The 24,725-nt window shown below is 53.8% G+C and carries 18 protein-coding genes; 8 read left to right on the forward strand and 10 right to left on the reverse strand.

From position 1 onward, the window contains the following. Positions 1–28 precede the first annotated feature (28 nt). From aceK to KT71_RS05515, 3 genes are read left to right on the forward strand one after another with little or no spacing between them, the layout of a single operon-like run. Positions 29–1,780, forward strand: a complete 1,752-nt coding sequence (gene aceK, locus KT71_RS05505; protein WP_008292423.1) for a bifunctional isocitrate dehydrogenase kinase/phosphatase — start codon at positions 29–31, stop codon at positions 1,778–1,780. Then, the gene (locus KT71_RS05510) at positions 1,780–2,487 is read left to right on the forward strand and encodes a histidine phosphatase family protein (RefSeq protein ID WP_008292421.1); all 708 of its coding nucleotides are present in this window, start codon (positions 1,780–1,782) and stop codon (positions 2,485–2,487) included. The genes aceK and KT71_RS05510 overlap by 1 nt, the downstream gene beginning before the upstream one ends. Then, the gene (locus KT71_RS05515; protein ID WP_008292419.1) at positions 2,484–3,080 is read left to right on the forward strand and encodes a histidine phosphatase family protein; all 597 of its coding nucleotides are present in this window, start codon (positions 2,484–2,486) and stop codon (positions 3,078–3,080) included. Before KT71_RS05510 ends, KT71_RS05515 begins: the two co-directional genes overlap by 4 nt. Positions 3,081–3,159: 79 nt before the next feature. Here KT71_RS05515 and KT71_RS05520 read toward each other — a convergent pair whose 3' ends face one another. The 3 genes from KT71_RS05520 to KT71_RS05530 form a co-directional block, all read right to left on the reverse strand. Continuing rightward, positions 3,160–4,020: an acyl-CoA thioesterase gene (locus KT71_RS05520; protein WP_008292417.1), complete on the reverse strand. Its 861-nt coding sequence runs from the start codon at positions 4,018–4,020 to the stop codon at positions 3,160–3,162. Continuing rightward, on the reverse strand, positions 4,020–5,318 hold the full coding sequence (locus KT71_RS05525; RefSeq protein WP_008292416.1) for a TetR/AcrR family transcriptional regulator: 1,299 nt from the start codon (positions 5,316–5,318) through the stop codon (positions 4,020–4,022). Before KT71_RS05525 ends, KT71_RS05520 begins: the two co-directional genes overlap by 1 nt. An 84-nt stretch (positions 5,319–5,402) precedes the next feature. Beyond that, positions 5,403–5,972 (reverse strand): DNA-3-methyladenine glycosylase I, encoded by a 570-nt coding sequence (locus tag KT71_RS05530; protein ID WP_008292414.1) that lies wholly within the window; start codon positions 5,970–5,972, stop codon positions 5,403–5,405. A 78-nt stretch (positions 5,973–6,050) separates the two neighbouring features. Between KT71_RS05530 and KT71_RS05535 the strand changes: the two genes are divergently transcribed. Beyond that, positions 6,051–6,809 carry an enoyl-CoA hydratase/isomerase family protein gene (locus tag KT71_RS05535; protein ID WP_008292413.1) on the forward strand — a complete coding sequence of 253 codons (759 nt, stop codon included), beginning with the start codon at positions 6,051–6,053 and terminating at the stop codon, positions 6,807–6,809. A 3-nt stretch (positions 6,810–6,812) separates the two neighbouring features. Here KT71_RS05535 and KT71_RS05540 read toward each other — a convergent pair whose 3' ends face one another. Both KT71_RS05540 and KT71_RS05545 read right to left on the reverse strand, forming a co-directional pair. After that, on the reverse strand, positions 6,813–9,878 hold the full coding sequence (locus KT71_RS05540; protein WP_084566957.1) for a triple tyrosine motif-containing protein: 3,066 nt from the start codon (positions 9,876–9,878) through the stop codon (positions 6,813–6,815). A 7-nt stretch (positions 9,879–9,885) separates the two neighbouring features. After that, positions 9,886–14,271 carry a two-component regulator propeller domain-containing protein gene (locus tag KT71_RS05545; RefSeq protein ID WP_169729142.1) on the reverse strand — a complete coding sequence of 1,462 codons (4,386 nt, stop codon included), beginning with the start codon at positions 14,269–14,271 and terminating at the stop codon, positions 9,886–9,888. A 227-nt stretch (positions 14,272–14,498) separates the two neighbouring features. Here KT71_RS05545 and KT71_RS05555 point away from each other — a divergent pair. Further along, positions 14,499–15,646 (forward strand): IS3-like element ISGpr2 family transposase gene (locus tag KT71_RS05555; RefSeq protein ID WP_169729183.1). Its coding sequence is split into 2 segments (ribosomal slippage): positions 14,499–14,736 and positions 14,736–15,646, totalling 1,149 coding nucleotides; the frame shifts between segments, so codons are not numbered across the junction. 48 nt (positions 15,647–15,694) lie between these two features. Here KT71_RS05555 and KT71_RS05560 read toward each other — a convergent pair. The 4 genes from KT71_RS05560 to KT71_RS05575 form a co-directional block, all read right to left on the reverse strand. Further along, positions 15,695–16,339 carry a hypothetical protein gene (locus KT71_RS05560; RefSeq protein WP_008292408.1) on the reverse strand — a complete coding sequence of 215 codons (645 nt, stop codon included), beginning with the start codon at positions 16,337–16,339 and terminating at the stop codon, positions 15,695–15,697. A 145-nt stretch (positions 16,340–16,484) separates the two neighbouring features. Next, positions 16,485–18,500: a S8 family peptidase gene (locus KT71_RS05565; protein WP_008292407.1), complete on the reverse strand. Its 2,016-nt coding sequence runs from the start codon at positions 18,498–18,500 to the stop codon at positions 16,485–16,487. 5 nt (positions 18,501–18,505) lie between these two features. Further along, positions 18,506–19,567, reverse strand: a complete 1,062-nt coding sequence (locus KT71_RS05570; RefSeq protein WP_008292406.1) for a putative bifunctional diguanylate cyclase/phosphodiesterase — start codon at positions 19,565–19,567, stop codon at positions 18,506–18,508. Between the two features lie 218 nt (positions 19,568–19,785). Further along, positions 19,786–20,316 (reverse strand): GGDEF domain-containing response regulator, encoded by a 531-nt coding sequence (locus KT71_RS05575; protein WP_008292405.1) that lies wholly within the window; start codon positions 20,314–20,316, stop codon positions 19,786–19,788. Positions 20,317–20,474: 158 nt separating this feature from the next. On the opposite strand from KT71_RS05575, the gene nadA reads away from it, so the two are divergent. Then, on the forward strand, positions 20,475–21,539 hold the full coding sequence (gene nadA / locus KT71_RS05580; protein WP_008292404.1) for a quinolinate synthase NadA: 1,065 nt from the start codon (positions 20,475–20,477) through the stop codon (positions 21,537–21,539). Between the two features lie 137 nt (positions 21,540–21,676). Here nadA and KT71_RS05585 read toward each other — a convergent pair whose 3' ends face one another. Beyond that, positions 21,677–23,179, reverse strand: a complete 1,503-nt coding sequence (locus KT71_RS05585) for a M48 family metalloprotease (RefSeq protein ID WP_008292403.1) — start codon at positions 23,177–23,179, stop codon at positions 21,677–21,679. 180 nt (positions 23,180–23,359) lie between these two features. Between KT71_RS05585 and KT71_RS05590 the strand changes: the two genes are divergently transcribed. Both KT71_RS05590 and KT71_RS05595 read left to right on the forward strand, forming a co-directional pair. Then, positions 23,360–23,632 carry a sulfurtransferase TusA family protein gene (locus KT71_RS05590; RefSeq protein WP_008292402.1) on the forward strand — a complete coding sequence of 91 codons (273 nt, stop codon included), beginning with the start codon at positions 23,360–23,362 and terminating at the stop codon, positions 23,630–23,632. Positions 23,633–23,634: 2 nt separating this feature from the next. Next, positions 23,635–24,723, forward strand: a complete 1,089-nt coding sequence (locus KT71_RS05595; RefSeq protein WP_008292401.1) for an AI-2E family transporter — start codon at positions 23,635–23,637, stop codon at positions 24,721–24,723. The last annotated feature ends 2 nt before the right edge of the window (positions 24,724–24,725 follow it).

The following is a 24,725-nucleotide window of genomic DNA, read 5'->3' on the forward strand; positions in this document are numbered from 1 at the left end:
ATTTCGGGAGTAGGAGGAAGGGTGTAGCGTGGAACGACGGGAACGCTTTGCGCGAATAATTCTCAACGGCTTTGAGTCCTATTTCGCAGACTTTCAGAATATCACCCTGGGAGCCCGGTCCCGTTTTGAAAACGCCGACTGGCTGGGGATCCATGCCGCGACGATTCAGCGCATTGATCTCTATAAGCTCAAGGTCAATTTTGTTCTCGACACCGTAGAACTGGTGGCGGGGGAAGAACTGCGCAATTACGCCTTCTGGCGCGACACCCGCAAGATTTACGCGCGGCTGATCCGCAACCACAATAACTTTGAGATTGCGGAAACCTTCTATAACTCCGTCTACAACGCGGTGTTTGAGCACGAGCACGTGCGCAACGACTACGCCTTTGTTTTTTCGTCCCAGGGAGATATCCCCCTGTCAGACAGCAGCCCGGTACTGCGCTACTACGCTGTGGAGAACTCCCTCCGGGATACCATCGAAAAGCTCCTCGTCGATTATCGGTTCAACATTCCCTACGAAGATCTGTCTCGGGATGTGGACCGGCTCCTTGAGGCTTTTCAGGAGGAGTTGGTCCTGGTGAGCGACTTCGACATCAACCGAAAAGACGTGCGTATGGAGGTGCTGTCCCATCACTTCTACCGCAACAAGGGCGCCTACATCGTTGGTCGGATCCTATCCGGGCAGGACAGCATGCCCTTTGTACTGCCCCTGCTGCACAACGAGGACGGCGGTGTGTATGTGGACACGGTGCTGTTTGGTTCCAATCGGGTGAGCGTGGTGTTCAGCTTTACCCGCACCTATTTTATGGTCGATGCCACCATTCCCTCGCAGTACGTGCTGTTTTTAGCCAAGCTGATGCCTGCCAAGCCCATCTCCGAGATATACAGCTCCATGGGCTACAACAAGCACGGCAAAACCTATTACCACCGCTCAGCGGTGCGGCATATGGAATCCACCACGGACAAGTTTGTGATTGCCCCGGGCATCAAGGGCATGGTGATGACCGTGTTTACCCTGCCGTCCTATCCGTTTGTGTTCAAAATCATCAAGGATCGTTTTACTCCGCCCAAAGAAGTTACCCACGAGGAGGTAAAAGCCAAGTATCGCCTTGTTAAACGTGCGGACCGGGCGGGACGCATGGCGGATACCCAGGAGTTCACCAACCTCGCTTTTGCCCGGGATCGATTTTCCGATGAACTCATCGAAGAGCTGAAGCAGGTTGCGCCGTCGCAAATTGAAGAACATGGCAAAGCGCTGATCATCGGTCATCTCTATGTCGAGCGCCGCATGACACCGCTTAATCTTTATCTGCAGGATGCAACGGATCTAGAAGTGGAAGAGGTGATGGACGAGTATGGAAACTCCATCAAGCAGCTGGCCGCGGCGAATATCTTTCCCGGAGATATGCTGCTGAAAAATTTTGGCGTGACGCGCCACGGGCGCGTGGTGTTTTACGACTACGACGAAATTGTGCCCCTCACCGACTGTAACTTTCGCATAATCCCCGAGCCGCGCAATGAAATGGAGGAAATGGCGAGTCAGCCCTGGTACTCCGTGGGTCCCAACGATATTTTTCCGGAGGAATTCCGGCTGTTTTTCTCTGGTAACCAGCGAGCGCGTAAAGCCTTTGACGCAAAGCACTCGGATATCTATGAGGCGCGGTTCTGGCAGTCCCTGCAGGAGCAGATTCGCAGTGGTTACGTAGAGTCTTTTTACCCTTATCGGAGAAAGCTGCGTTTTCCCCGAGAGGAAGAACCTTCTTTATTGGGAAACACTTAATGGCAAGCATTTACCTTATTCGTCATGGGCAGGCGTCCTTTGGCGCAGAGAATTACGACGAGTTATCCGCGCTGGGGCGTCTTCAGGCCAAGCTGACGGGGGAGTATCTGGCGCGCACGGGCGTTGTTTTTGATGCGGCCTATAGCGGCTCCCTGGAGCGACAGAAAGATACCGCAGCTCTGGCGCTGGAAGGGCAGGCGGCACCGATACCTGTGATTGAAGATGCACGTTTGGACGAAGTGCGGAATGACGAGCATCTGGAGTATCTTCTTCCGAAAGTCCTGGAAACACGGCCCGACATCAAGGCCATCGTTGATCAGGGTCTGGACTCAAGCAAACGGTTTCAAAAAGTTATTGAGGCGGTGTTCAACTATTGGGTATCGCCGGACTGCGATGAGCCTGCTATTCAGAGCTGGAAGGACTACTCCGAGGGCGTACACAGTATGCTTGAGGATATCGTCCGCAATCAGGGCGGCGGTAAAACCGTCGGGGTATTCACTTCGGGAGGCACTATCGCAACGCTTACAGCGGCAGTGTTGAAACTCCCCGGATCGGCGACTTACCAGTTTTACGAGCCGGTATTTAACTGCTCGGTGACGCAGCTCTTTTACAGCGCCGATCGTATATCACTGTCCTATTTTAACGACTGCTCCTTTTTGCGGGAGCTCTCGGTGTCTCGGGGCGAGAAGCTGGTTACCTATCGATGAGCGACCTGAGCGACCTGAGCGATAGGAAGCGCGTGTATCTGGTCCGCCATGGCGAGGCAGCGGCGAGCTGGAAGGAAAGCCTGGATCCGGGCCTATCGGAGCTCGGACACGCGCAGGCCAAGCAAACGGCAGAGCTGTTGCACGGGGAGCTCACGGCTTCTGAGTTACCCAAGACTGAGATTACCTTGCTGAGCAGTCCACTGCTCCGGGCACAGGAGACCGCGGAGCCCCTTGCAGACGCCTTCGGTCTCAGTGTTCAGCTAGAGGAGCGCTTTCGCGAGATTCCTTCTCCGGTACCCCTGGCTCAACGACAGGATTGGCTGCGGAGTTTTATGCGCCAGCAATGGCCTCAGCAGGATGCGGCCTTGCATCAGTGGCGTGACAATATTGTTGAGGCTACGGAGGCATTGTCCGGCACCGCCGTGGTGTTCACGCATTTTCTCGTGATCAACGCGCTCGTGGGCTGGTATCGGGGACACAGGGACACGCTGGTTTTCTGGCCCGATAACGCCTCAGTGACGCTCCTTGATGACAGCTCAGGACCGCTTGCGGTGCAGTCTCTCGGGGAACAGATGTCCACGGTGGTTAACTAGGGAGTTTCCTTTATCCACCGGCGTCCGTAGCGTCAGCAAAGCAGGACAGTCTATTCGCGCCTTTTCCGGGTTGTCTGATCTAAGGAGAGCTGGGCCGCAAACGTATCAGTGATTCTTGCGCCGTCGAGGCGATGAGCCGCCCGTCACGACTGAAAAACTGCCCGCGACTGAATCCACGACCACCCCCGGCGTTAGGACTATCCATGCTGTAGAGCAGATAGTCATCGGCGCGCCCGGGACGATGAAACCAAATAGCATGATCCAGACTGGCCGCCTGAATTTTCTTGCTGGCAGCCGTGTAGGGGTGCGGTAGCAAGGCTGCGCCCAGGAGCGCAAAGTCCGAAATGAAGGCGATGAGGGTCTGGTGACGGTTGGCATCGTCACCGATGTCACCGGGAACTCGGAACCAGGTATGGGAAATGGGCTCCTCGGGCTGAGGAGATGCATAGTCCCGGCGATTGATAACCTTGCGCTCAACCGCCTGGGAAAACGGCGGATCGAAACGGTCAGGGTGTTTCGCCGCCATTTCTGTCCAGTAGTCGAAGTCGTTTTGCAAACCTTCGGGGGGCTCAACCTCAGGCATGGGTGCTTCGTGATTCAGCCCGTCCTCGATTTCCTGATAGGACACGGAGGTGATGAAGATGGGCTTTCCATCCTGCTTGGCCACAACGCGACGAGTCGCAAAACTGCGCCCATCCCGGGTGGGGTCTACCTCGAAAACAATCTGTTTCGCAGGATTGCCCGGGCGAAGGAAGTGCGCGTGCATGGAGTGAGCGACCCGGCCATCGCCGATGGATCGGTTCGCGGCATTGAGACTCTGGGCAAGCACCTGGCCCCCGAAAATACGCCGGGGACGCTCGGGGCTGCTTCCGGTAAATAGATAGGTGTCGATGCGCTTCACTTCCAGATGACGCAGAAGCTCAGATAGAGGGGCATTCATCAGTTGCTCTCCGGTAAATGTTCTCTGGGTAACAATCCGTTATAGAAAATATCGAAATACTCAACGGCCGCTATATCGATGTCATCAATGGCGCGCCACAGGCTGATGTCCATGGAGGCGTTAATCGCGCCAGACATCAATCGGCGGGCAAGGAGGGGGTTTACATCGCGAATACTGCCATCGAGTTTTCCCTCGGCAATGAGCGTATCAAAGCGACTGTCGGCTTCTTCTGTTGCCGACAGAATTTCTTTTCGACGATCCGTCGGCAGCGCGGTGATGGTGTTGTAACGAATGAGCGGGCCCGCGTCGGAGTTCTGAGCATGAAAAACACGGCGGGCTGTTTCATCCAGTTTTTGCAAACCTGATCCCTCCGTGCGCATTGCCAGCGCGTCGATACGCTGGACGATGGCAATAGACCGTTGGTAGCAGGCAAAGAGCAAGTCTTCTTTGTTGCGTATGTGATAGTAGAAGGCGCCCTTGGACACGTTGAGGTGTTCAGCGATTTGGTCGAGGGACGCGCCGTTAAAGCCCTTGCGATTGAAAAACCAGGTCCCGGCTTTGTAAAAGGCCTCTTGCTTCTGGCGATGTTGCTCCTGTCGATCGAAACCCTGGGCAGGACGATCGCTGTCAAAGCTGATGCTCAGTGTGGCAGGTACATACTCGTCCTCAGCGGCGGAGAGACCATGGAGCAAAATATCCCAGGCAGCGTCCGCCGCAGCGAGAACTTCTCCGCGTTCCAGTTGATGGAGCCAATGAAAAACCCAATCCGTGGCACCAATGATGGCCCGCGTCGCGGAAGTGCTTTCAATCCTGCGAGCCTCTCCCCTATCCATCGCTTCGCGAAGATAGGCACGGAGGCGCTTGAACATGCGTATGTACTCCGCCTCGATAGCGCTGCGGTGATGCGGTTTGAGGGAGGCGATCTCCAGGGGCGCGGCGATGTGGACATCATCCCCTTTTTGCGCGCTGAGCCAGCTCTCGAACTGGCTTTTGAAGAATGCACCGGCGCGTTCGAGGGGTGAGAGGGCGGTCTTGTCCAAAGCATCCATGATGGAATGCTGTCGCTGCATCGTGACTTCGTAACACTGGAAGATAAGCTCTTCCTTTGTGCGAACGTAATAGTAGAGACTGGTTTTTGTGAGACCGAGCCCTCGGGCTACGTCCTGAAGGGTGGTGGCGCGAGAGCCTTTGCCGTTAAATAATCGGGCTGCCTCCGAGAGGATAGCTATACGCTTGGCGTCATGCTGCGCTTTTCGGTTGAATGGAGAAGAGCTGTTTGAGCTTCGGTTTAGCGGCATTCAGGGGGCGCTTGTTCTCGTCGCATACTACAAGGTTGGAAATTCCAACTTTAAGTATTTTTACTGCCCCTGTCTATGAGATTATCAGGCGAGTTCGGCGCACTCCCGGTGGCGGGGGCAGCTGATCAGGTGGTCATTAACCATCCCCGTAGCCTGCATATGCGCGTAGACAATAGTCGGTCCCACGAAGGTGAACCCTCGCTTCTTCATGTCTTTGCTGATGGTCTCTGACAGGGGTGTAAAGGCAGGCACCTCCGCCATACTCCGCCAGCTGTTTTGCAAGGGCTTGCCGTCGAGAAAGTTCCAAAAATAGTCGAGAAGCGTGGTGCCTTCTTCATAAAGCTTCAAAGTGGCTACAGCGTTTTTACGCGCGCCGTAAACCTTGAGCTTGTTGCGGATGATGCGAGCATCCAGAAGTTTCTGGTCGAGGTCCTTATCGCTGTAGCGCGCCACCTTATGAACATCAAAATTATCGAACAACTGACGATAGCCCTCGCGTTTTCTCAGGATGGTGATCCAACTCAATCCCGCCTGGGCGCCTTCGAGTATTAGAAATTCGAACATTAACTGCTCATCTTTCAGAGGCGTGCCCCACTCGCTGTCGTGGTAGCTCACGTAGAGGGGGTCATCGCCACACCAATCACAGCGTTGCATGGGAAATCTCCTTTGTTGCTTACGTGGCGATGACGGCGAATAGACGCTGTGCAAGAATGAGAAAAACAGGAGCTTAGCATGGGCCAGACGATTCAATACTCCGTGAATGACAGCGTGGGAGTGCTGTGCATCAATCGGCCGGAGAAGCATAATTCCCTCGGTGCGGCCGAGCTGGAAGGTGTTTCCAGTGCACTGGATCTCATTGAGACGGATCCGGAGATCAGAGTGCTGGTCGTAACGGGAGCGGGTGACAAGACTTTTTGCGCAGGGGCATCCCTGGACGACTTGAATAGCGGTGTACTTAAACCCGATGCTTTTCAAAGTGTCATGCATCGCCTTGCCAGTCTGTCTATCCCAACCCTGGCGCGGGTGAACGGTAATGTGTTTGGCGGAGGTACCGAACTCGCTCTGAGTTGCGATTTTAGAATTGGCGTTAAAGGTTCGCGTCTTCGTGTTCCCGCAGCCGCATTTGGATTGTGTTACCCGCCAGCGGGTATCTCCCTGTTTGTTGAGAAACTGGGTGTCAACGTCGCGCGACGGATGCTCGTGGCGTCGGAAGCCATGGATGCAGGAGAGGCTCATCGCGTTGGGTTTTACGACTACATGGTTGCAAGAGATGAGCTTGACGAACGTGTTGAGGAGTTGACCTTGCATATTGCCGGGCTTGCACCCCTCGCGACAAAGGCTATGAAGGAGCTGGTTGACCAGGCGGGACGGGGTTCCATCGACATCGCCCGAGCGACGGAGTTAGCGCGCCAGTGCGAGGAGTCTGATGATTTGCAGGAGGGGTTTGCGGCGCAAAGAGAAAAGCGCATGCCGCAGTTTTCCGGAAGCTAGGGTTTACTGAAGAGCGGTGTCGCTGAAAGTAAAGCTTAGGCTGATCGTCAGGCTGTTACCCGCGTCATAATCGTCAGCGACTTTACCGCCCCCCGATTCAATGAGATGCAGGGTGAATGGCATGTGACGCTCAAGCTCTGCGTCACTGTCGTGCTTGAGTCCACTGTCCTCAACACGCAGCTGATACTGCAACTCGCTCCTGTCGTCGCGAGTGGGGGGAGCCATGGCGATGTAGATTAGGGGGTCGAGAGATCCATCGTAACGCCGACCCATGATCGCAAGCTCCAGCGCTTCCTGGATAACGAGGCCTAGGTACAAAGCATGCTCCAGGGGCACGGGGTTCTCAGATACATCGTTGGTGATGATGGCTCGCGCTGCCACTTCGTTGGACTGGGCCAGAGACGCGGTGATTTCGTTGGTGAGGGCGTGTACATCTGTGCGTTCGGTTGTTGTCGTCCGGTCTGTAAACAATTGAATGCTGCGCAGGACCGAAAGCCTGTTCGCGATGGCCGTAGCCGTATATTCCTCAGCATCTTGCAGGGTTGCGTTGACCGCGGCCTCGACGGCGTCTAGTAGCTGCTGTGCTGATGAAGTGCGCCGTAAAAGCAGCACTTCATTGGCCTCCCGTTGTGCCTGATAGTCATCCTCCAATCGAGAAAAGGCTGCGTTGCCTTCTTCCGCCAACTTCAGCCGTTCCCTTTGTGCAACGTTTCGATCGTTCCAGGCCTTGAGGTATTTAAAAAGAACGGCAGCCAAAAGGAGGTAAGCAGCGAGGGCCCACCAGGTGCGCCACACGGGAGGGAGAACGCTGATAGGCAGTGAAATCTCGTTGTCACTCCAAACGCCGGCGGAATCAGCGCCCCTGGCTCTGAACACATAGTCACCAGGCGGAAGGTTCTGATAAGTGACGACGTTAACACTGCCGGTGTTTTGCCACTCTTTGTCGAAGCCTTCGAGTTTGTGTTCATATTGATTTAGGAGAGGTCGCCTATAGTCGTTTACTGTTAGGTGAAAATCTGTGGTGTGTTGGTTGGCTTGGATAAAGAGCCTTGTGTTAGAAATCTGGAGGATATTTGATCGATACATTTGACCATCTATGGCTATTGCACGCAGCCAGATATTGGAATTCTCAGCGGCGGCCTTTGATCGGCTTTGATCTAGCATGTCGTAACCGAAATGCCCTCCAAAAAAGATTTCCATTTCGGTTTTCAGGCTCGCCCCGTGATTAAAATCGAGATTTGAAAGACCATGTATCTTACCCAGCCTCTTTTTCGCGCCAGAACGAACATTGATCGATAAAAGGCCATTGTTTGTTGCAGCCCAGAGTGTTTCTGAATCCTCCTGATTTAAGCTGTAAATCGACAGGTTGCTCGTGTCAAAAGCAGATTGATTGGATAAGGGCCGACTTTCGGTGAGCTCAGAAACCGAGGTCCTCATCATTCCATGGTTTAAAGTGCCCAACCAAATGGTCCCATCTTCTCCAAACTCAGATGATAGTATCCTCGGTTTTTTAAAGCTTGAGCGAGTCAGTTGTAACGAGCACGAGTATGGGATCAGCGACTCTAGACAAAGAAGCACCACGTGGTCCTCAGTCGTAAAAACGACCTTTTCTAATCCGCCAAGACTCGTGATGCTAGTAACTGGAGAAGGGTTCTGCCGCCAATCTAGAGGCATCTTTACATCAAAAATGGCCCCATCCTTGAGGTATTTCAATCCTCTCTTATAGGTGCCAATCAGCATTCCCTCTCTTAGGGGCAAAAATGAGGTCACACCAGCGTTTGCCAATAGTCCAGTTGCTGTTGCAGTAATTGATCTGTCTTCAGAAATCCGGAAGACTTTCATTCCACTCGAGAATGTGCCGACGAACAAAGAGTCTTCAAAGATACCCAACGCGGTCACGCGAGGGTCTGGTGTGGACACGTCAGGCTTTGGCCAAACTAAAGTGTGCGAGTCTTTGGCCCGATTCCAATAAAAAATTCCATCATACGATGCAATAAAAACCCCATGTTGTCCGTCTTGCGCAAAGCCCAGCACTTCGGTGGCTTGAGATAAGTTGATTCCTTGCCATGTGCGCCCTTGGGTGGCTGCCAGGTAGCCCATGCCGCTTTCAGATAAAACCCACAGGCCTTGCGTTGTGATCGAGAGACCGGTCACGGAAGAGTACTTGTTTGTTTCGACGCGCTCTACCGTCGGCATTTGAAGATCAGAAAAAAAGAGCCCTCTGTCTGTTCCGAAAAAAAGGTGGTTATTAGCGTACTCTAAAGTTCTGAGTTTGTTTCCAAGAAGCCTAGGGAAGTAAAACGATTTTGTTTGCCCCAAACCTGAAATACTGAACACACGAAGTTGGTTGTCGCTCAGATACACACAAAGCTGATCTTTCGACTGAATGTATGCGATCGCCAGTATTGTTTTTCCTTCCGGAGCCGAAAATACTGATGTTCTTTGGCCAGCCTCCTCGGTAAGGTTGCAGAGGATTCTTGTACTGGTCCCTCCACATAAGCCCGTGTTGTTGGTCGCTACAATCTGTGTCCGTAGCCCTACATCTACAACTTGTGGCTTTACGGTTCCCGCATTGGACGGAGATGCGTGTCGATACACTTCAATAGTATCTTCAAGCCGCAACACCAGTGATCCATCTGGAGTGAAAAGAATTTGACGCCCAGTTGCGGATCTTTGTCTTCCGCTGGCTAAAATACTTACAAATTTATTCGTGCTCTGAGAGTGGATGTAGATCTTTCCACCGTCTGACAAAGCAAACAACGTACCTCCCGAGTTCTCGACCATACTAACTATTTCATCAGAGATCGTTCGATGCATGCCGCTGGAAACGCTGTTCAGTTTTTTTCCGAGCGAGTCATCTAGTAGAAAAAGAGCCGATTGCGTCCCGATCCAAGTGCGGCCACTAGAGTCGCTCAGAAATGAGCGAACCGGGTTTTCTTCAACTAGTGCTTCTAATGATGTGGGAGCAAAAACATAATCTAGAGAAAAAGATGGGTTGCATGTGATGAGACCGCACATGAGGAGCAAACAACGATACAGACTAAGCGGGCTGGTGCGATAATCGAACAATTAATTTTCACCCCATCAGATAACTGTTCACTTCTATGGTGTATCGCAAATAATGAGACTTTAAGTCTTGTATGACTTGGGTGTCTTCTTCAAACCTGAATTGCAGGTATCCCTTTTCCAATTCATCGGCTGCCGCGCGGATCTCTATGGCGCCCATGTTTGCGCTCATCGATTTTATTGCGTGCGCTACTGTTCGTAGATTTTCCCTGTCTTTGTTTTGAATGCAGGTTTCTAGCTCCTTGAGTTTCTCAGTGAACTGAGACGAAAAGCCTTCGATCAGTTTTGGTATGAGTTCTTCTGAGTCTACAGAAAGGCGCTTAAAGTTGGTGAGAACATCGGTATCTAGAACTTCATCTTGAGTCACAAGTGCTTGGTTGATACCTATGTTTTTTTGGGCTGAAGTTGTCGATGAAGCCTCCATTTCGCTCAGGACTCCAAAGCTCTCAAGGGCTTTACGGAGGTCATGTGTTGTGAATGGTTTGGTGAGCAAACCATTCATCCCTGCATCAAGAGCTCGCTGCTTATCTCCTTGGTCTCCTCCAGCTGTTAACGCAATGATGGTTGTTCTAGGCAAGCCTCTCTCTTGCTCAATTTTTCGAATTCTCTGTGTGGCCGCGTAACCATCAAGTATTGGCATTTGGCAGTCCATGAAGATTAGGTCGTATTTACTTTTTTGAAAAAGATCAACGGCCTCCTCGCCATTGCCTGCTAGCTGAACTTTTGCCCCCAGGGAATGCAGCATTGTCATTGCGATTTGCTGATTTACCGCGACGTCTTCAACAACGAGTATATTTGTCTTAATGCCGTTGGCTTTATCTTCATCGTTTCCGATCTGTATAGTGCGCTCACCCGAGGACTCTGTGGCTATGAGTAGTTCTGACTCGGTGAACGGTGGAGAGATGAAGTAGGTGTTGCCCGTTGGCTCGGGAGTTTTATTGTCGGACCAAAGGACGATAAGCTTTGGTGCAGCAAGGCCATCACAATTTGTAAGACTTTCCCATTGTCTTCTATCTATTAAAAGCCTTTCGGGCTTTAGTTGCTGGTGTCTAATGCTCTCAATAGAGTCGAACCGCTCTGCAGCATACCCAATAGCAGACAGTTTAGAACTTATTGATTTGAAAATTAGCTCGTTTTCAGTTACGCAGATAGTTTGCTCTTCACCGCGTTGAGGTCTTTCGGGCTCCGCGTCGATAGCACGGAGCTTGGTTTCGAAGGTGAAAGTCGAGCCGACATTGAGCTCAGATGTTACTGAAAGCGAACCATCCATCAATGCTGCGAGTTCTTTGGAGATGGATAACCCTAAACCTGTGCCTCCATATTGGCGAGTGGTGCTCGTATCGGCTTGAGTGAATACCTCAAAAACGGAGTCCAACTTTTCTTTCGCTATACCAATCCCGTTGTCTTCGACCGCGACCTGATATCTCACGGTGTTTTCACTAGAGTCTTCGCTAACGGCAGTAGTTGAGCACCGTATTACTACCTTCCCGCCTTTCGTAAACTTAATCGCATTCCCAATCAAATTAAGCAGTATTTGGCGAATTTTTCCTACATCGCCATAGACTTTTCTATGTTGACAATCACCCCAGACGATATATACCTCAGTACCGTGCGAGGACGCACTTTGTATGAGGAGAGTGCAAACGTTATCTATTAGAGAGATCACGTCAAACTCGGAAAAATCAAGTTCTAACTTGTTGGCCTCCATTTTGGAGTAGTCGAGAATCGAGTTGATGATCGCGAGTAAAGATTCGCCACTATCTCGTGCAGTTTCTGCATAGGACCTTTGTTGCGCGCTAAGTCCCGACTGAATAAGCAGGTCGGTCATACCGATCATGCCGTGCATGGGAGTACGAATTTCGTGGCTCATTGCCGCAAGGAATTCGGACTTCGCTCTCGCGGCAGCTTCGGCTTCATTTCTAGCCAACATCAAGTCGTGAGTACGCTCCTCTACCCTTTCTTCAAGCTCTAGTCGTCTCGCAAGTTCTCTCCTCGATTTGGCTTGTTGCTGCCTAAATATAAATAGAATCACGTAGACAATGAGCGCGGCATATGCGGCGAACGCGTACCAGGTTAGCCACCATGGAGACGCAATGTGCAGCGTGAGTTCTCGGTCGTTGTTACTCCATATCCCACTTGAGTTTGTCGAGCTAAGTCTTAACTTATATGTGCCATAGCCTAAGCCAGATATTGATACGCTGCGTGTTTGGCCTAGGTTGATCCACTCGTTGTGTATGCCATCTATTCGATACCGGTAATCAATCGTACCGGGCTGTCGATAGTCCAGAGCTGAAAATGATACTGATGCGAATTGATAGTCATAGTCGAGGTAAATGTCATTTAGATCAGAGTATGGGGTTTCGAAGTAGACTTGCTCGTTGAGTAATTTGAAGCTGGTTATTTGTATTTCCGGTTCATAGTTATCTTCGTAGTTGATGTTTGAGTCTACAACGTTGAATCCTCCAAAACCTCCAAAAAACAGAGTGCCGTTTTCGCCAGCGTGCGCACTTCCTTGATTGAACTCTCGACCTTGCAGGCCTGCACTGATGTCGAAACTAATTGACTTCTGTCGAGAGCTGTCAATTTTTGTAAGACCTAAGTTGTGAGCGGCCCAAAGGTTGTCGTCTTCGTCGATAACTAGACCCAGAATGTCGGAAGTGGGCACACCAACACTCGGCGCAAGTAGCTGAAATCGCGGAAAATCATCTTCAACACTGTCCAAAGATAAGTAGTTTATGTCGCCTCTAGTTCCGATCCAGAGCCGGCTTTCCTTGTCCTCTGCCAGGGAAAAGACAACGTTACTTGATAGTGTTCTAGTGTCGTCGGGATCAGATTTGAACCGCCGGAAAGTGGCAGTTTCTGTGTCAAATAGGTTTAGCCCGTCCTGCGTGCCCACCCAGATCTGCTCGCGCGAGTCGATTAATATCGATATAACCCGGTCATCGCTTATAGTTGTGTCAATCCCACTTTGAGTGGTGAATGATTGAAAAGTCTTTGTACTTTGATCGAAGACGTTTAAGCCGCCGCCATAGGTGCCAACTAGGATTCGACCATCAGACAAAGCTTCCAACACCGGGACTCCGTTTGCTGACAATGAACCGTCATGGCCATCAGCGGTGAATTGCGTAATCGTTTTTGAGGCAAGGTCGATCTCAAAAAAGCCAGCGGTATACGTTCCGGCGTATAGCATCGATTCATGTTTCTCGATGCTCATTATTTGATAGTCCCCAAGCAGATTTAAGATGGGTCTTTGCAACTGCCAGTCATCGCTCGAGTTTTTTGTGGCCTGCAATGAGTTGATTCCCCTTTGCGTCCCAATCCACCAGTTGTTCTCTTCGTCGGTAAGTATCGAGAATGTAGGGCTCGACGAGAGTCCATCCTCTTCAGTGAACTTCTGAAAAAGAGATCGAGTGCCTTGCGCTAAACCACTGAAAGTCCCGATCCACAGCATTCCTGATCTGCCCTGCATCAAAGATAAAACAGCGGCACTGGGCAATTGCGTGTTCACTGAGGTTAGCCATGTCGCTCCTGCGCTTTTGGAATAAACCACTATCCCAGATTCAGTACCAAACCAATGATTGCCGTCAGTATCTCCCATGACGGTCTGAATTTGGTTTGCCGTGTCTGCTTGTGTTGCGAAATGAAGCGGATGTCTTGAAACACTCTTTCTTTTGATCGCGTAAAGAAATGCCCCTTTTGTTTTTGATGTGACCAAGAGTTCGCCAGATTCAAGTAACGCCATGTCACTGATGTCAGTGGGAAGAGTAGTCGCGCCTTCAACAATTTCACCGTTCAGACTTACCAGAACACCCGTTTCGGTGTCCATGCGGTACACCCCACTGCCATCAACGGCAATAAACAGGGTGCCGTTTTCTGTTTCAACAAACCCCTCAATCCCAGCACTAGGCATCTGATTTGGAAGAAAGTAGTGCACGAAAGATTCTTCATTTGGATAAAACCGGCTGAACCCGGAACCGTTTGCATAACCAACCCACAAAGAGCCGTCTCCGCTTTTATAGAGGCTGGAGACCATATTTGAGACGGGGTTTTCACTGCTAATCGACGGTAAAGCCTCATAGGAAGTAAAACTAAGGTCGGCTTCATTGAACCTACTGAGCCCGCCTCCGAGCGTTCCTATCCAGAGCCTTCCCTGGTCATCCTCGGCAATGGTAGTGGTGGCCTGATTATTGATTGAGGTCGGATCAGCGCGATCAGTTTTGAATGCGACGACCTCTTGGCCATCGAATCTATTTAAACCTTCTTGCGTGAGCAGCCATATAAAACCGTTACTATCTTGGTATATGTCGACTACTGTCTTCTGTGAGAGGTTTTCAGAGGCTGGAGAAATCTCTATCGCGTACTCGTCCTGTCGAAACGCCGTAGCGTTCAGGCTCACCAAAACACACGTGAGCAAAGTGACGACCGTTAGTATCGATTTCATTGAGACACTGTTGTTGATGCTTCCGCTCGCATTCTACAGTGATCAGTAAGCAAAAAAAGTAAGGGCCAGCCTGCTGTGCACAGGCTGGCCCTTGTCTACGTACGCTTCGGAGCTTTGGCTGAATCGCCACCAGTTTGCTAGACACCTTTCAGCCATACAAAATGGCTATCAGAGAGGTGTTTATGAGCAACAAGCGTTACCCCGAAGAATTCAAGAGAGAAGCCGTTCGCCAGATCACGGATCGCGGCTACAGCGTGGCGGACGTGGCCAGTCGGCTGGGCGTGACGACGCACAGTCTGTATGCCTGGGTGAAGAAGTACGGGCCGGCTGCTGAGCAACATCGAGTGGAGGCTGATGATCAGGCCGAGATTCGTCGGCTACAAAAAGAGCTTAAGCGTGTCACGGAGGAGCGTGACATTCTAAAAAAAGCCGCGGCGTACTTCGCGAGCCAATCCGAGTGAGGTACGCTTTTATTCAATCCCATCGCCACCAGTTGCCGGTGCGGCATCTGTGTTCTTTGCTTAACGTTCACCCCAGCGGTTTCTATGCGTGGCGTCGACAGCCGCTATCGGCTCGCGGTTGTGAGGACAAGCGGCTCTCTGGCCTGATCAAGCAGTTCTGGCTCGAGTCCGGTGCTGTGTATGGCTATCGGAAGATCCATCGTGATTTGCATGAAATAGGCGAGTGTTGCGGCCCCAACCGTGTCCACCGTCTCATGAAAGACGCTGGAATCAGGGCGCAGGTTGGATATCGCAAGCCACGGCATAAGGTTGGCAAAGCGCATGATGTGACGCCTAACGTACTGCAGAGACAGTTTAATCCGGCTGCGCCGAACGAGCGATGGGCGACCGACATCACCCATATTCGGACCCACGAAGGCTGGTTGTACCTGGCCGTGGTCATCGACTTATTCTCGCGCCGGGTGATTGGCTGGTCGATGCAATCACGGATCACGAGCGATCTGGTTCTAGATGCCTTGTTGATGTCGGTGTGGCGTCGCAAGCCGGTGAGCAAGGTACTTGTTCATTCGGACCAGGGCAGTCAATACACAAGCTATGACTGGAGCGCGTTTCTACGCGCAAACGGCCTTGAGGGCAGTATGAGCAGACGCGGCAACTGCCATGACAACGCAGTCGCTGAAAGCTTCTTCCAGCTTCTGAAACGCGAGCGCGTGAAGCGCAAGATATATCCGACCCGGCAGGATGCCCGGGCCGATATCTTTGACTATATCGAGATGTTCTACAACGTCAGACGCCGGCATGGCTCGAACAGCCTGCTGTCACCTGTAGACTACGAACAGCATCACGAAAAACAGCTGAAAGGTGTCTAGCAAACTGGTGGCGATTCAGGCAGGCCGCCGCGAAAGTAGTTAAGAGGTTTATCTAATGCCCCAGATGTAACCCTTTTGGTCAGCTGCGTTACGGATGCCCCAAATGTAGCCCTGCTGGTCAGCGGCGTTACGGATCCCCCAGATGTAGCCCTGCTGGTCAGCTGCGTTACGGATGCCCCAAATGTAGCCCTGCTGGTCAGCGGCGTTACGGATCCCCCAGATGTAGCCCTGCTGGTCAGCGGCGTTGCGGATGCCCCAGATGTAGCCCTTCTGATCAGCTGCGTTACGGATGCCCCAAATGTAGCCCTGCTGGTCAGCGGCGTTACGGATGCCCCAAATGTAGCCCTGCTGGTCAGCGGCGTTGCGGATGCCCCAAATGTAGCCCTGTGGCTCGCTCACCGCAGAGCCCGAGTAGTCCACCGATGCCATGGCCGATTCGGCTTGAGATGCTTCCCATCGAAACCCAGGGGCGTTTACTTCTGATGCGCGCACCACTTTCGCGCTTGTGTAAGGAGTAGCCTGATCCCATATGAATCCAGACTTGACGACCTGTGTTGACGCGAGCTGTTTCGCAACAACTTGCTGTACGGTTACGCCATGCTTCACAAACTCTTCCGCACCAGCTGTTGTTCCCACCGCTGTTGCGAGACTGAATGTCGCAATTGATAAAGCTGCTTTGATTGTTGCTTTCATATCACCACGCCTGCCTTCGTAGTTAAGAATTTGATTCCCGGAAACTGTTTCCGGTGAGGTCGGAGCTGTCTCCGACGTCCTCAGTGCTTAACTTAGGCGTGCGTGCTCTATTTCGGGAGGTGTGTACGTACCCCGTTTGGGGTACTTAGTTTTTCTGCTCGTCTGTCGCTAGCTCTTCGATGCGCTGCTGTTCCGTCCGATAAATCTCCAGCCAGTCTATGGGACCAGAACGAGGCTTTTCCTTTAACCGCTCGAGGTGAGCGCCCACCCCCCAGCGTCGGGACTCAGAGAGTCCTTTTTCGCTGGCACGTTCGCTGATTACATCGGATTGTCCCGGCAGGGACGGAGGGGCTCCATCGGAGAAGACGGCGGGACCCTGAAAGTGCTGGCGGCCATCAATGTCAGCGTCGAGGTCCAGGGAGGCCTGCTGGCATTGTGCGGCGCCCACCGTTAGTGCTCGCTGAATATTGATCATGCCCTTTCCCTGAGCGAAGGGAGAGTAGGCGTAGCGACCATCTACCTCAATCGCCGGTTCGGCGCTTGTGAGCAGCATGCATTTGAGTTCATCGTTATTGAGTTCAGGTGATATCTGCAGCATCAACGTCACGAGCCCGGATACCAGCGCCGTGGCCTGGGAGGTGCCGGTCATCACGAACTCACCGCTCTGGAGCAAATACTCCGGCAGTTGCTGACTCAACGTTGAGCCGGGCCGGATGATGCCGGAGATGTGCCCGCCCATGGCGACAAGATCGGGCTTGATGTGACCCATAGGTGTGGGGCCCCGGGACGAAAAGTCCGGTATGTAGTCGTCGTCGCGAATGTCTTCTGTCCAGGAGTCCGTGACGGCGCCCACGGTCAGTAAATAGGGGAGGTTGCCCGGAGACCCGACGGTCATCGGCTCGGGACCTTCGTTACCTGCGGCGGCGGCGATAAAAATCCCAGCTTTCCAGGCTTGCATCAATGCCTGGTTGACCGGATCTTCCCAGTAAGGCCACCGGGGCCTTGCAGCGAAAGAAAGATTGAGCACCCGAATATTCAAGCGTTCCCGGTTGTCGACAACCCACTGTACACCCCGAACGATGTCCAGAAATCCCGCTTTGCCTGATTCATCAAAGGCCTTTACCACGACTAGCTTCGCATCCGGCGCGATGCCCCGGTAGCTGGGGCGGGCAGTCCCGTCGCGGGTAACCTCGCCGCTGCGGGCGAGAACGCTTGTCATATGAGTTCCGTGGCCGCTGGCGTCAAACGCCTCGTCCATCTCGACGCCGGCTATCGCGTCGTAGCGAGCCAGCACCCGCTCTTTGCCCTGCGTATCGAGGGTCAGCTCAGCATTTGCTTCCCATAGCCCGGAGTCGAGCACTGCCACGGTAATATCACGTCCCGTAATGCCGTGACTGTGCAGCAGCGCCGCGCCGCTCACAGTGGGGTAGTAGCTGTCCTGCAGTGGCTGTGAGTAGCTCGGTACTAACTCTGCGATACAGTCGTCATCAACTCGCGCCTGCAGTGTCAGCTGGTTTTGCAGCGCATCGCTGGCCGCAGGCGGGTTCTCAAACTCAAAACGTAATTCCACTATTTCGCCGGCTGTTAGCGTCAGTTCGTGCACTCCCTGCCAAACGACATCCCGTGCGTTGTCCGGACTCTTTCTAATCGATAGCTTCGATGAATCCCAGTAAGCTGATTGAAGCGAACCCAGCTCCGCTGGCCATGAGAGGCTGCCCTGGCCTACGGTGAGGAGGCGATCCGATTTGTTGAACAGTCGCCAGGATGCGCTGCGGTCCTGCCAGCGCAGTTCAATAGCCGCGCGAAGCGGGCACTGGCCCAGATCGGGCGCCTCGGGCGCTGGTTCCCACGCCAGATCGTCGATACTGCGGGTGATACCCGGGGTTTCTTCCAGGATGGTGGACAGTTGGCCGGCATCCATCCGTGCACCCACGGCATTGATAATAGGTAAGTGGTGAGTGACCGTCGCTCCGTGGCGTTCGGCGCTTTGCACGATAGCGTCAAGATCCGTTCCCTGGATCATGACGAGGAGGTCTTCGCTTCGCTCGTCTGGCGCCTCCATCCCTGTAGCGCCAGGCGAAACAAGCAGCGAAAGAAACAGCAGGGCCATAAGCGCGGTGCAGAACAACAGGGCGGTGCTCTGATAAAACCTTTGGCACATGGGGCTTATTCCTTGGACTTCCGCACTCGTGCAATCGTCTCAGAATAATCCTGACGAATGGCGTTGGGCACATCCTCGGGGTACAGGGGGCGGGCAAAGTAAAAACCCTGCATCAGATCAACACCGCGCTCCGCCAGATAGGCGAGCTGCTCTTCTGTTTCGATGCCTTCAGCGATAGAGCGCATGTTCAGCGTTTTCGCCAGGGCAATGATTGCGTCCACGATGGCCGCGCCATCGGCGCTGTTCATGTCAGCGACAAAGCTTTGATCTATTTTAAGTGTGTTGATGGGAAATCGTCTTAAGTAGCTCAGGGACGAGTAACCCGTACCAAAATCGTCCACCGCAAGATCCAGCCCGAGAGATTTCAACTGCGACAGTTTCAGAATGTTGCTCTCGCCATCGGTCATGATGGCGCTCTCCGTAAGCTCTAATTCCAGACGTTGAGGGTCCAGCCCGGAGCGGGACAGAAAACCCTTAACGTAGTGCAGGAGGTCGGGCTGATTGAACTGCAGGGGTGAGATATTCACGCACACGCGAAAGCTGGCCAATCCGATGGAGTCCCAGTAAACGCAATGCCGCGCTACCTCTTTGAGTACCCACTCGCCGAGCTCGATAATCTGGCCCGTGCTTTCAGCCACGGGAATAAAGTCCGCAGGCGAGATCATGCCGCGCTCAGGATGTTTCCATCGGACCAGTGCCTCAAGGCTCACTACGGCTCCCGTCAAAGTTTCTACCTGGGGCTGGTAGCGCAGCTCGAGCTGATTCGTGCGCATGGCCTCCCGGAGATCTTCCTCCAGTTTGAGGTGCTCCACGGAGCGCGCGTTCATTTCTTCGTTGTAGAACCGGAAGCATGCCCGGCCATCGGCCTTTGCCGCGTACATGGCGGTGTCCGCGTTGCGCACCAGGCTGTCGGCGTCGAGGCCATCCTGTGGATACATGGCGATACCGATACTGGGCGTGACTACGGGGTTGTGCGTTTGCAGCGCAATGGGCTCGGAGAGCGTCTTCATAATCCGCAGGGCAATACGCTCAACGTCGTCGGTGTGCTGCACATCGGCAAGGACCACGGTAAATTCATCGCCGCCCAGGCGTGCTATTTCGGTGTTGCCGTCGTGCTCCTGCTCGTCTTCGGCACTGGATTCCGTGTAATAGCTGATGGCGTCATCTTCTCTCAGCTCATTGATCAGCCGCTTGGAGATTCACCAACAGCGATCACGCGACGTGTCCGATGGAGTCATAATGCGCTGAAGTATCCAGATCGATAACAGAAGGGCCGAGAAGGTGTTCAAACGCTGGGAGCGCTGAGGATGCGATTGAGCTGTTCGTTAAAGCTGCGACGATTGGGTAGGCTGGTGAGAGGATCAAAATAAGCGAGGTAACGGAGGCGATCCTCCTGGCGCTTGAGGCTGTTAAAGGCGTTGCTCGCGCGGAGCATGTACTGAACATCGCGCCCCAGCAGGGACCAGTTTACCGGCTTGGTTTTGTACTGGGTTGCGCCCGCTTCAAAGCCGTCGTCAATGGATTGCCGGTCGTCAGAGCCGGTAACAATCATGATGGGGACGCTTTCCCCCTGGGGCATAGCGCGGATCCGCTGGCACACTTCCAGGCCCGTCATGCCGGGCATTTCTACATCGAGAAACACCAGGTCCGGGCGCTCGCGGACAAAAGCTTCCAGTGCTTCGTGACCGTCCGCGGCTTCAATCACAATCATGCCCTCAGACTCAAGGCATTGACGGCTCAGCAAACGTACGTTCATGTCGTCGTCAGCGACAAGAATCGTAGCACGTTGCCCCGGCTGGGAAACCTCGTTGGACATAACTTAGAGTCGTTACAGAAGATAAGAAAGGCTATCATTGTGCCGTGCCAATGCCCAGCATTCCCTGCGCAAAGACACGATGGCTATCTTGGCATTGGCTCGGCGCTAACTCGGCTCTGTGCTACCATTTTTTGGATTAGTATCCCCATAGGTTCAGCATGACTATCGCCTCCGATCGTCTGCAAGCGATTCGCGAGCAGGTCCAACATCACCTCGACAAAGATGCGGCTAAGCAACTGTCGCCCGATGAGCAGCGCGTGCTCGTTGCCAGAATCAAGGAGCAGCTTGCGGCACACAATGCCGTGATAGTGGCTCACTATTACACGGCGCCCGAGATTCAGGCGCTGGCGGAAGAGACCGGCGGCTGCGTGTCGGACTCCCTGGAAATGGCGCGTTTTGGCCATGACCACCCGGCAGAGACGCTTATCGTCGCGGGTGTCCGTTTTATGGGGGAGACTGCCAAGATTCTTACTCCGGACAAGCGGGTGCTCATGCCTACGCTGGAGGCTACCTGTTCCCTTGATCTTGGCTGTCCTGCGGACGAATTCTCGGCATTTTGTGACCAGTATCCGGATCGCCAGGTCGTGGTGTATGCCAATACCTCAGCGGCTGTCAAGGCGCGAGCCGACTGGGTGGTGACCTCGAGCATAGCGCTGGATGTAGCCGAGCATCTGTCGGCGAAGGGCGAGAAGATCCTTTGGGCTCCCGATAAACACCTGGGAGGCTACGTGCGTCGGGAGACCGGCGCAGACGTCGTGATGTGGGACGGCGCCTGCATAGTGCATGAGGAGTTCAAGGCTCGGGCCCTGGTAGATCTCAAGCGTGTCTATCCCGATGCCGCGGTATTGGTGCACCCGGAGTCGCCCCAAAGCGTCGTGGAGCTTGCGGACCGCGTCGGCTCCACGACGCAGATCATCAATGCAGCAAAAGAGATGGATAATCAGCAATTCATCGTGGCTACCGATCAGGGGATTTTCTACAAGCTTCAGCAGGAGGCGCCCGATAAGCAGTTTATTATCGCGCCCACTGCGGGTAACGGAGCAACCTGTCGCAGCTGCGCGAACTGCCCCTGGATGGCCATGAATGAGCTAGAATCTCTTGCCAGCGTTTTTGATCGTCAGGATAACGAGATCTTCGTCGATGCCGCTCTGGGAGAGCGGGCGATGGTCCCGCTGCGACGCATGCTCGAGTTCTCCGCCAGCCGGGCTGCGTCGCGACGTTAAAAGGCTACCGGTCTTCTCGTCGTTTCGTCGTTTCGTCGTTTCGTCGTTTCGTCGATCTGGCGGCAGCGGCGCTTTCAGCCGTGACCGCAGCTCTCACTGCTCGCTGCCATGCTGGAAAGTAGAGGCGAGTCTTTCCTTCAGGACTCCAGCATCGCTTTCATTTCGGTCACATCATTGATGCGCTGATTGATCTTGGCGCTCGTGGTGTAATCGTTGCGCACAAGATCCAGGGCGTAACGAAGCTGTTTTTCTGCCTGATCAAGAATGCCGTTGAGGATAAAGTATTCCGCCCGCGCCTGATGCAGGCCGATGATGTTGCCAGACAAGCCCTGAACCTCCGCGAGAAGATACCAGAGGTAAGGGTCATTGCCCTTGCGCTTGCTTTGTTCCAGCAGCACCTCTTCGGCCACGTGGGCCTGCTGGTCCTGCATCAGCGCCTCCGCATAAGTCATCGTCAGCGCATGGTTGTGCGGATTTAACTTCAGGCGGTCGGCGAGCTTTTTCGCGGCGCGGTGGGGCTCGTTTTTCGCCATGTCGATGCGCGCATCGGCGATCACGTATTCAAGTCTGTCCGGCTCCGCCGCCCACAGGGAGTCGAGCTCCAGGGCCGCCTCATCGCCGCGCCCAGCATCCGTTAGTGCAAGTACCAGTCCATAACGCGCGGCGGCGGTGGAGCGGGGAGAGCCGTCGAGCTCTTTTCGGAACTTGGCGGCAGCCTCTTCCGGCGTGTCCGAGAGCTGGTTGAGCACGCGGGCGCGCATGAGCTGATAGTCGAGCTTCGCCGGGCGGATCTGCTTGGGGTACTGGCGGGCGCGATTGCGGGTATCGGCAATACGGTTCTCCGACAACGGATGGGTACGCAGGAATTCGGGGATTCGGCTGCCCGTCGCATAGCGCGAGGCCTGCATCATGCGGTCGAACATTGAGGACGCCGCGTGGGGATCCATTCCTGCGTTAACGATGGTCTGCATGGCAACGCGGTCTGCCTCTGCTTCGTTGCTGCGGGAATAGCGCAGTGCCGAGTCCTGAGCCGCAGCCTGGGCCGCAGCCAGGGCCGCCATGCCCGCGTCGCCCCCGGCCGTGGCCATCAGCACGAATCCCGCAAGCATCGCCGCCAGGGTCAATGGCTGCTGGGTTTTGGCAAACTCCACCCGTCGGGAAAAGTGTCGTTGACTCAGGTGGGCGATTTCGTGGGCAATGACCGTGGCCAGCTCATCTTCCGTTTGGGCATGGAGGAGCAGCCCGTTGTGAATCCCTATGACGCCACCGGGGACTGCAAAAGCATTGATCGCGGGGTTGTCCACCACCACCAGCTCAAGGCGTCGATCTTCCAGTTCACTTTCTGCTGCGAGTTTAAAAATCAGATCTTCGAGATAGCTGAACAGCAGCGGGTCGTTGACCGTTGCCGCCTGACTGCGGAACACCCGCAACCAGGCGCGACCCAACTGGTACTCATACTCCGCAGAAAACAGGCTTGTGCTTGATTCGCCCAGATTGGGAATCTTCAGTTTTTCCGTGCGTTGGGCTTGGGAGGGCGTCGTGACGCACAGCAGCAGGACCGACATCAGGGTGATAAGCAGTCGGTTCCAAAAGCGCGGCGCCAGGAGGCTGCGAACTGGTTTGGTGGCGATCATCAGCATGCAGTATTCTACGTGAGTCGGGTGGTCATCGATTTGCCGCGGGTGAATTAATCCTTTGGATGGCAATCGGGCGTAGAAGTTCTCCCGATAGCGCGCCGTTGTTAAAGAGAAGCGCCGACACATGTCTTTCCACGGGCCAGCAGTTTCACGACAGGTTTTACTTCAAATTCTACGATAAGGATGGCGACGTTGAGCAGTGAGCAAGCATCTCACGGGGGAATAGGTCATGATGCGGACGCCCGGGTCGACGCCCGGGGCCTTCGCTGTCCCATGCCCTTACTGATGGCGAAGCGGGGTCTGAATGCACTGGAAGTCGGGCAAACACTACATTTGCTATCCACCGATGCCGGCTCCCGCCGTGATTTTGAGGTGTTTGCCAGGCAAAGTGGTCACGAGATAGTCCAAACCCTGGATGTGGATGATGAGTTTCACTTTGTACTGCGCAAGAGCTAAAAATGCTTGAGATTTTACAGAAATGGTATGAGCGCTACCTCTTTGAAGAGGAGTCGGTGCTCCTGTTGGTGCTTATACTGCTGTCTCTGGTGCTGTTGGCCACCATCGGGGACATTCTTGCACCGCTTCTGGCTTCCATCGTCCTCGCCTACCTCGTACAGGGCGTTGTGAATCTTCTCTGCCGTTTGGGGTTACCACCCTGGCTGGGGTTCTTTATCGCATTTACGGCTTTTATGGGGGCTTTTTTTGCCGTGCTCCTTGGACTGCTACCTCTGGTCTGGCGCCAGTCCATCGGGCTGATCACTGAAATTCCGCGCATGATCGATCAGGGCCGGGATCTTTTGGAGGTGCTTCCCGGAAGGTACCCCGACGTGTTCAGTCAGACGCAGATCGACCAGCTGCTGGCCGGGGTGCAGGGCGAGATTGCTGGCCTGGGTCAAAAAGTCGTGACCGTGACCCTGGCGCGCATTCCCGGATTTATGACTTTGTTGGTCTACGTCGTTCTCGTACCCATCATCGTGTTTTTCCTTTTGAAGGACAGGACTCAGATTACCCGGTGGGTGACGTCCTTTCTGCCCGAGCGCCGACCACTCCTCAGCCGGATCTGGGCGGAGATGAACGTGCAGTTTTCGAATTACGCCCGAGGCAAGATGGTGGAAATCATCATTGTGGGTGCCGCCAGCTATGTCAGTTTTACGGGACTCGGGCTTCGCTATGCGGCGCTTTTGGGATTGCTCGTGGGCTTATCGGTCATCATTCCCTACATCGGCGCATTTCTCATCACGGTCCCTGTGGCAGCGGTGGCGCTGTTTCAGTGGGGACTGACACCGGAATTTTATTGGGTGTTGGCGGTCTATCTTGTTATACAAATATTAGACGGCAACGTCCTGGTGCCCTTATTGTTTTCTGAAGCCGTTAACCTTCACCCCGTCGCGATTATCGTAGCGGTACTGTTTTTTGGTGGAATCTGGGGCTTGTGGGGTGTGTTCTTCGCGATCCCCCTCGCAACCCTGATAAAGGCTGTGATTAACGCCTGGCCCAAGCGCGAAACCGTCACCGCTACTCAATCTCTATCTGACTCCGCGGAGTAACA

Source organism: Congregibacter litoralis KT71, assembly GCF_000153125.2.
In the GTDB taxonomy this organism is placed as follows: Bacteria; Pseudomonadota; Gammaproteobacteria; order Pseudomonadales; family Halieaceae; genus Congregibacter; species Congregibacter litoralis.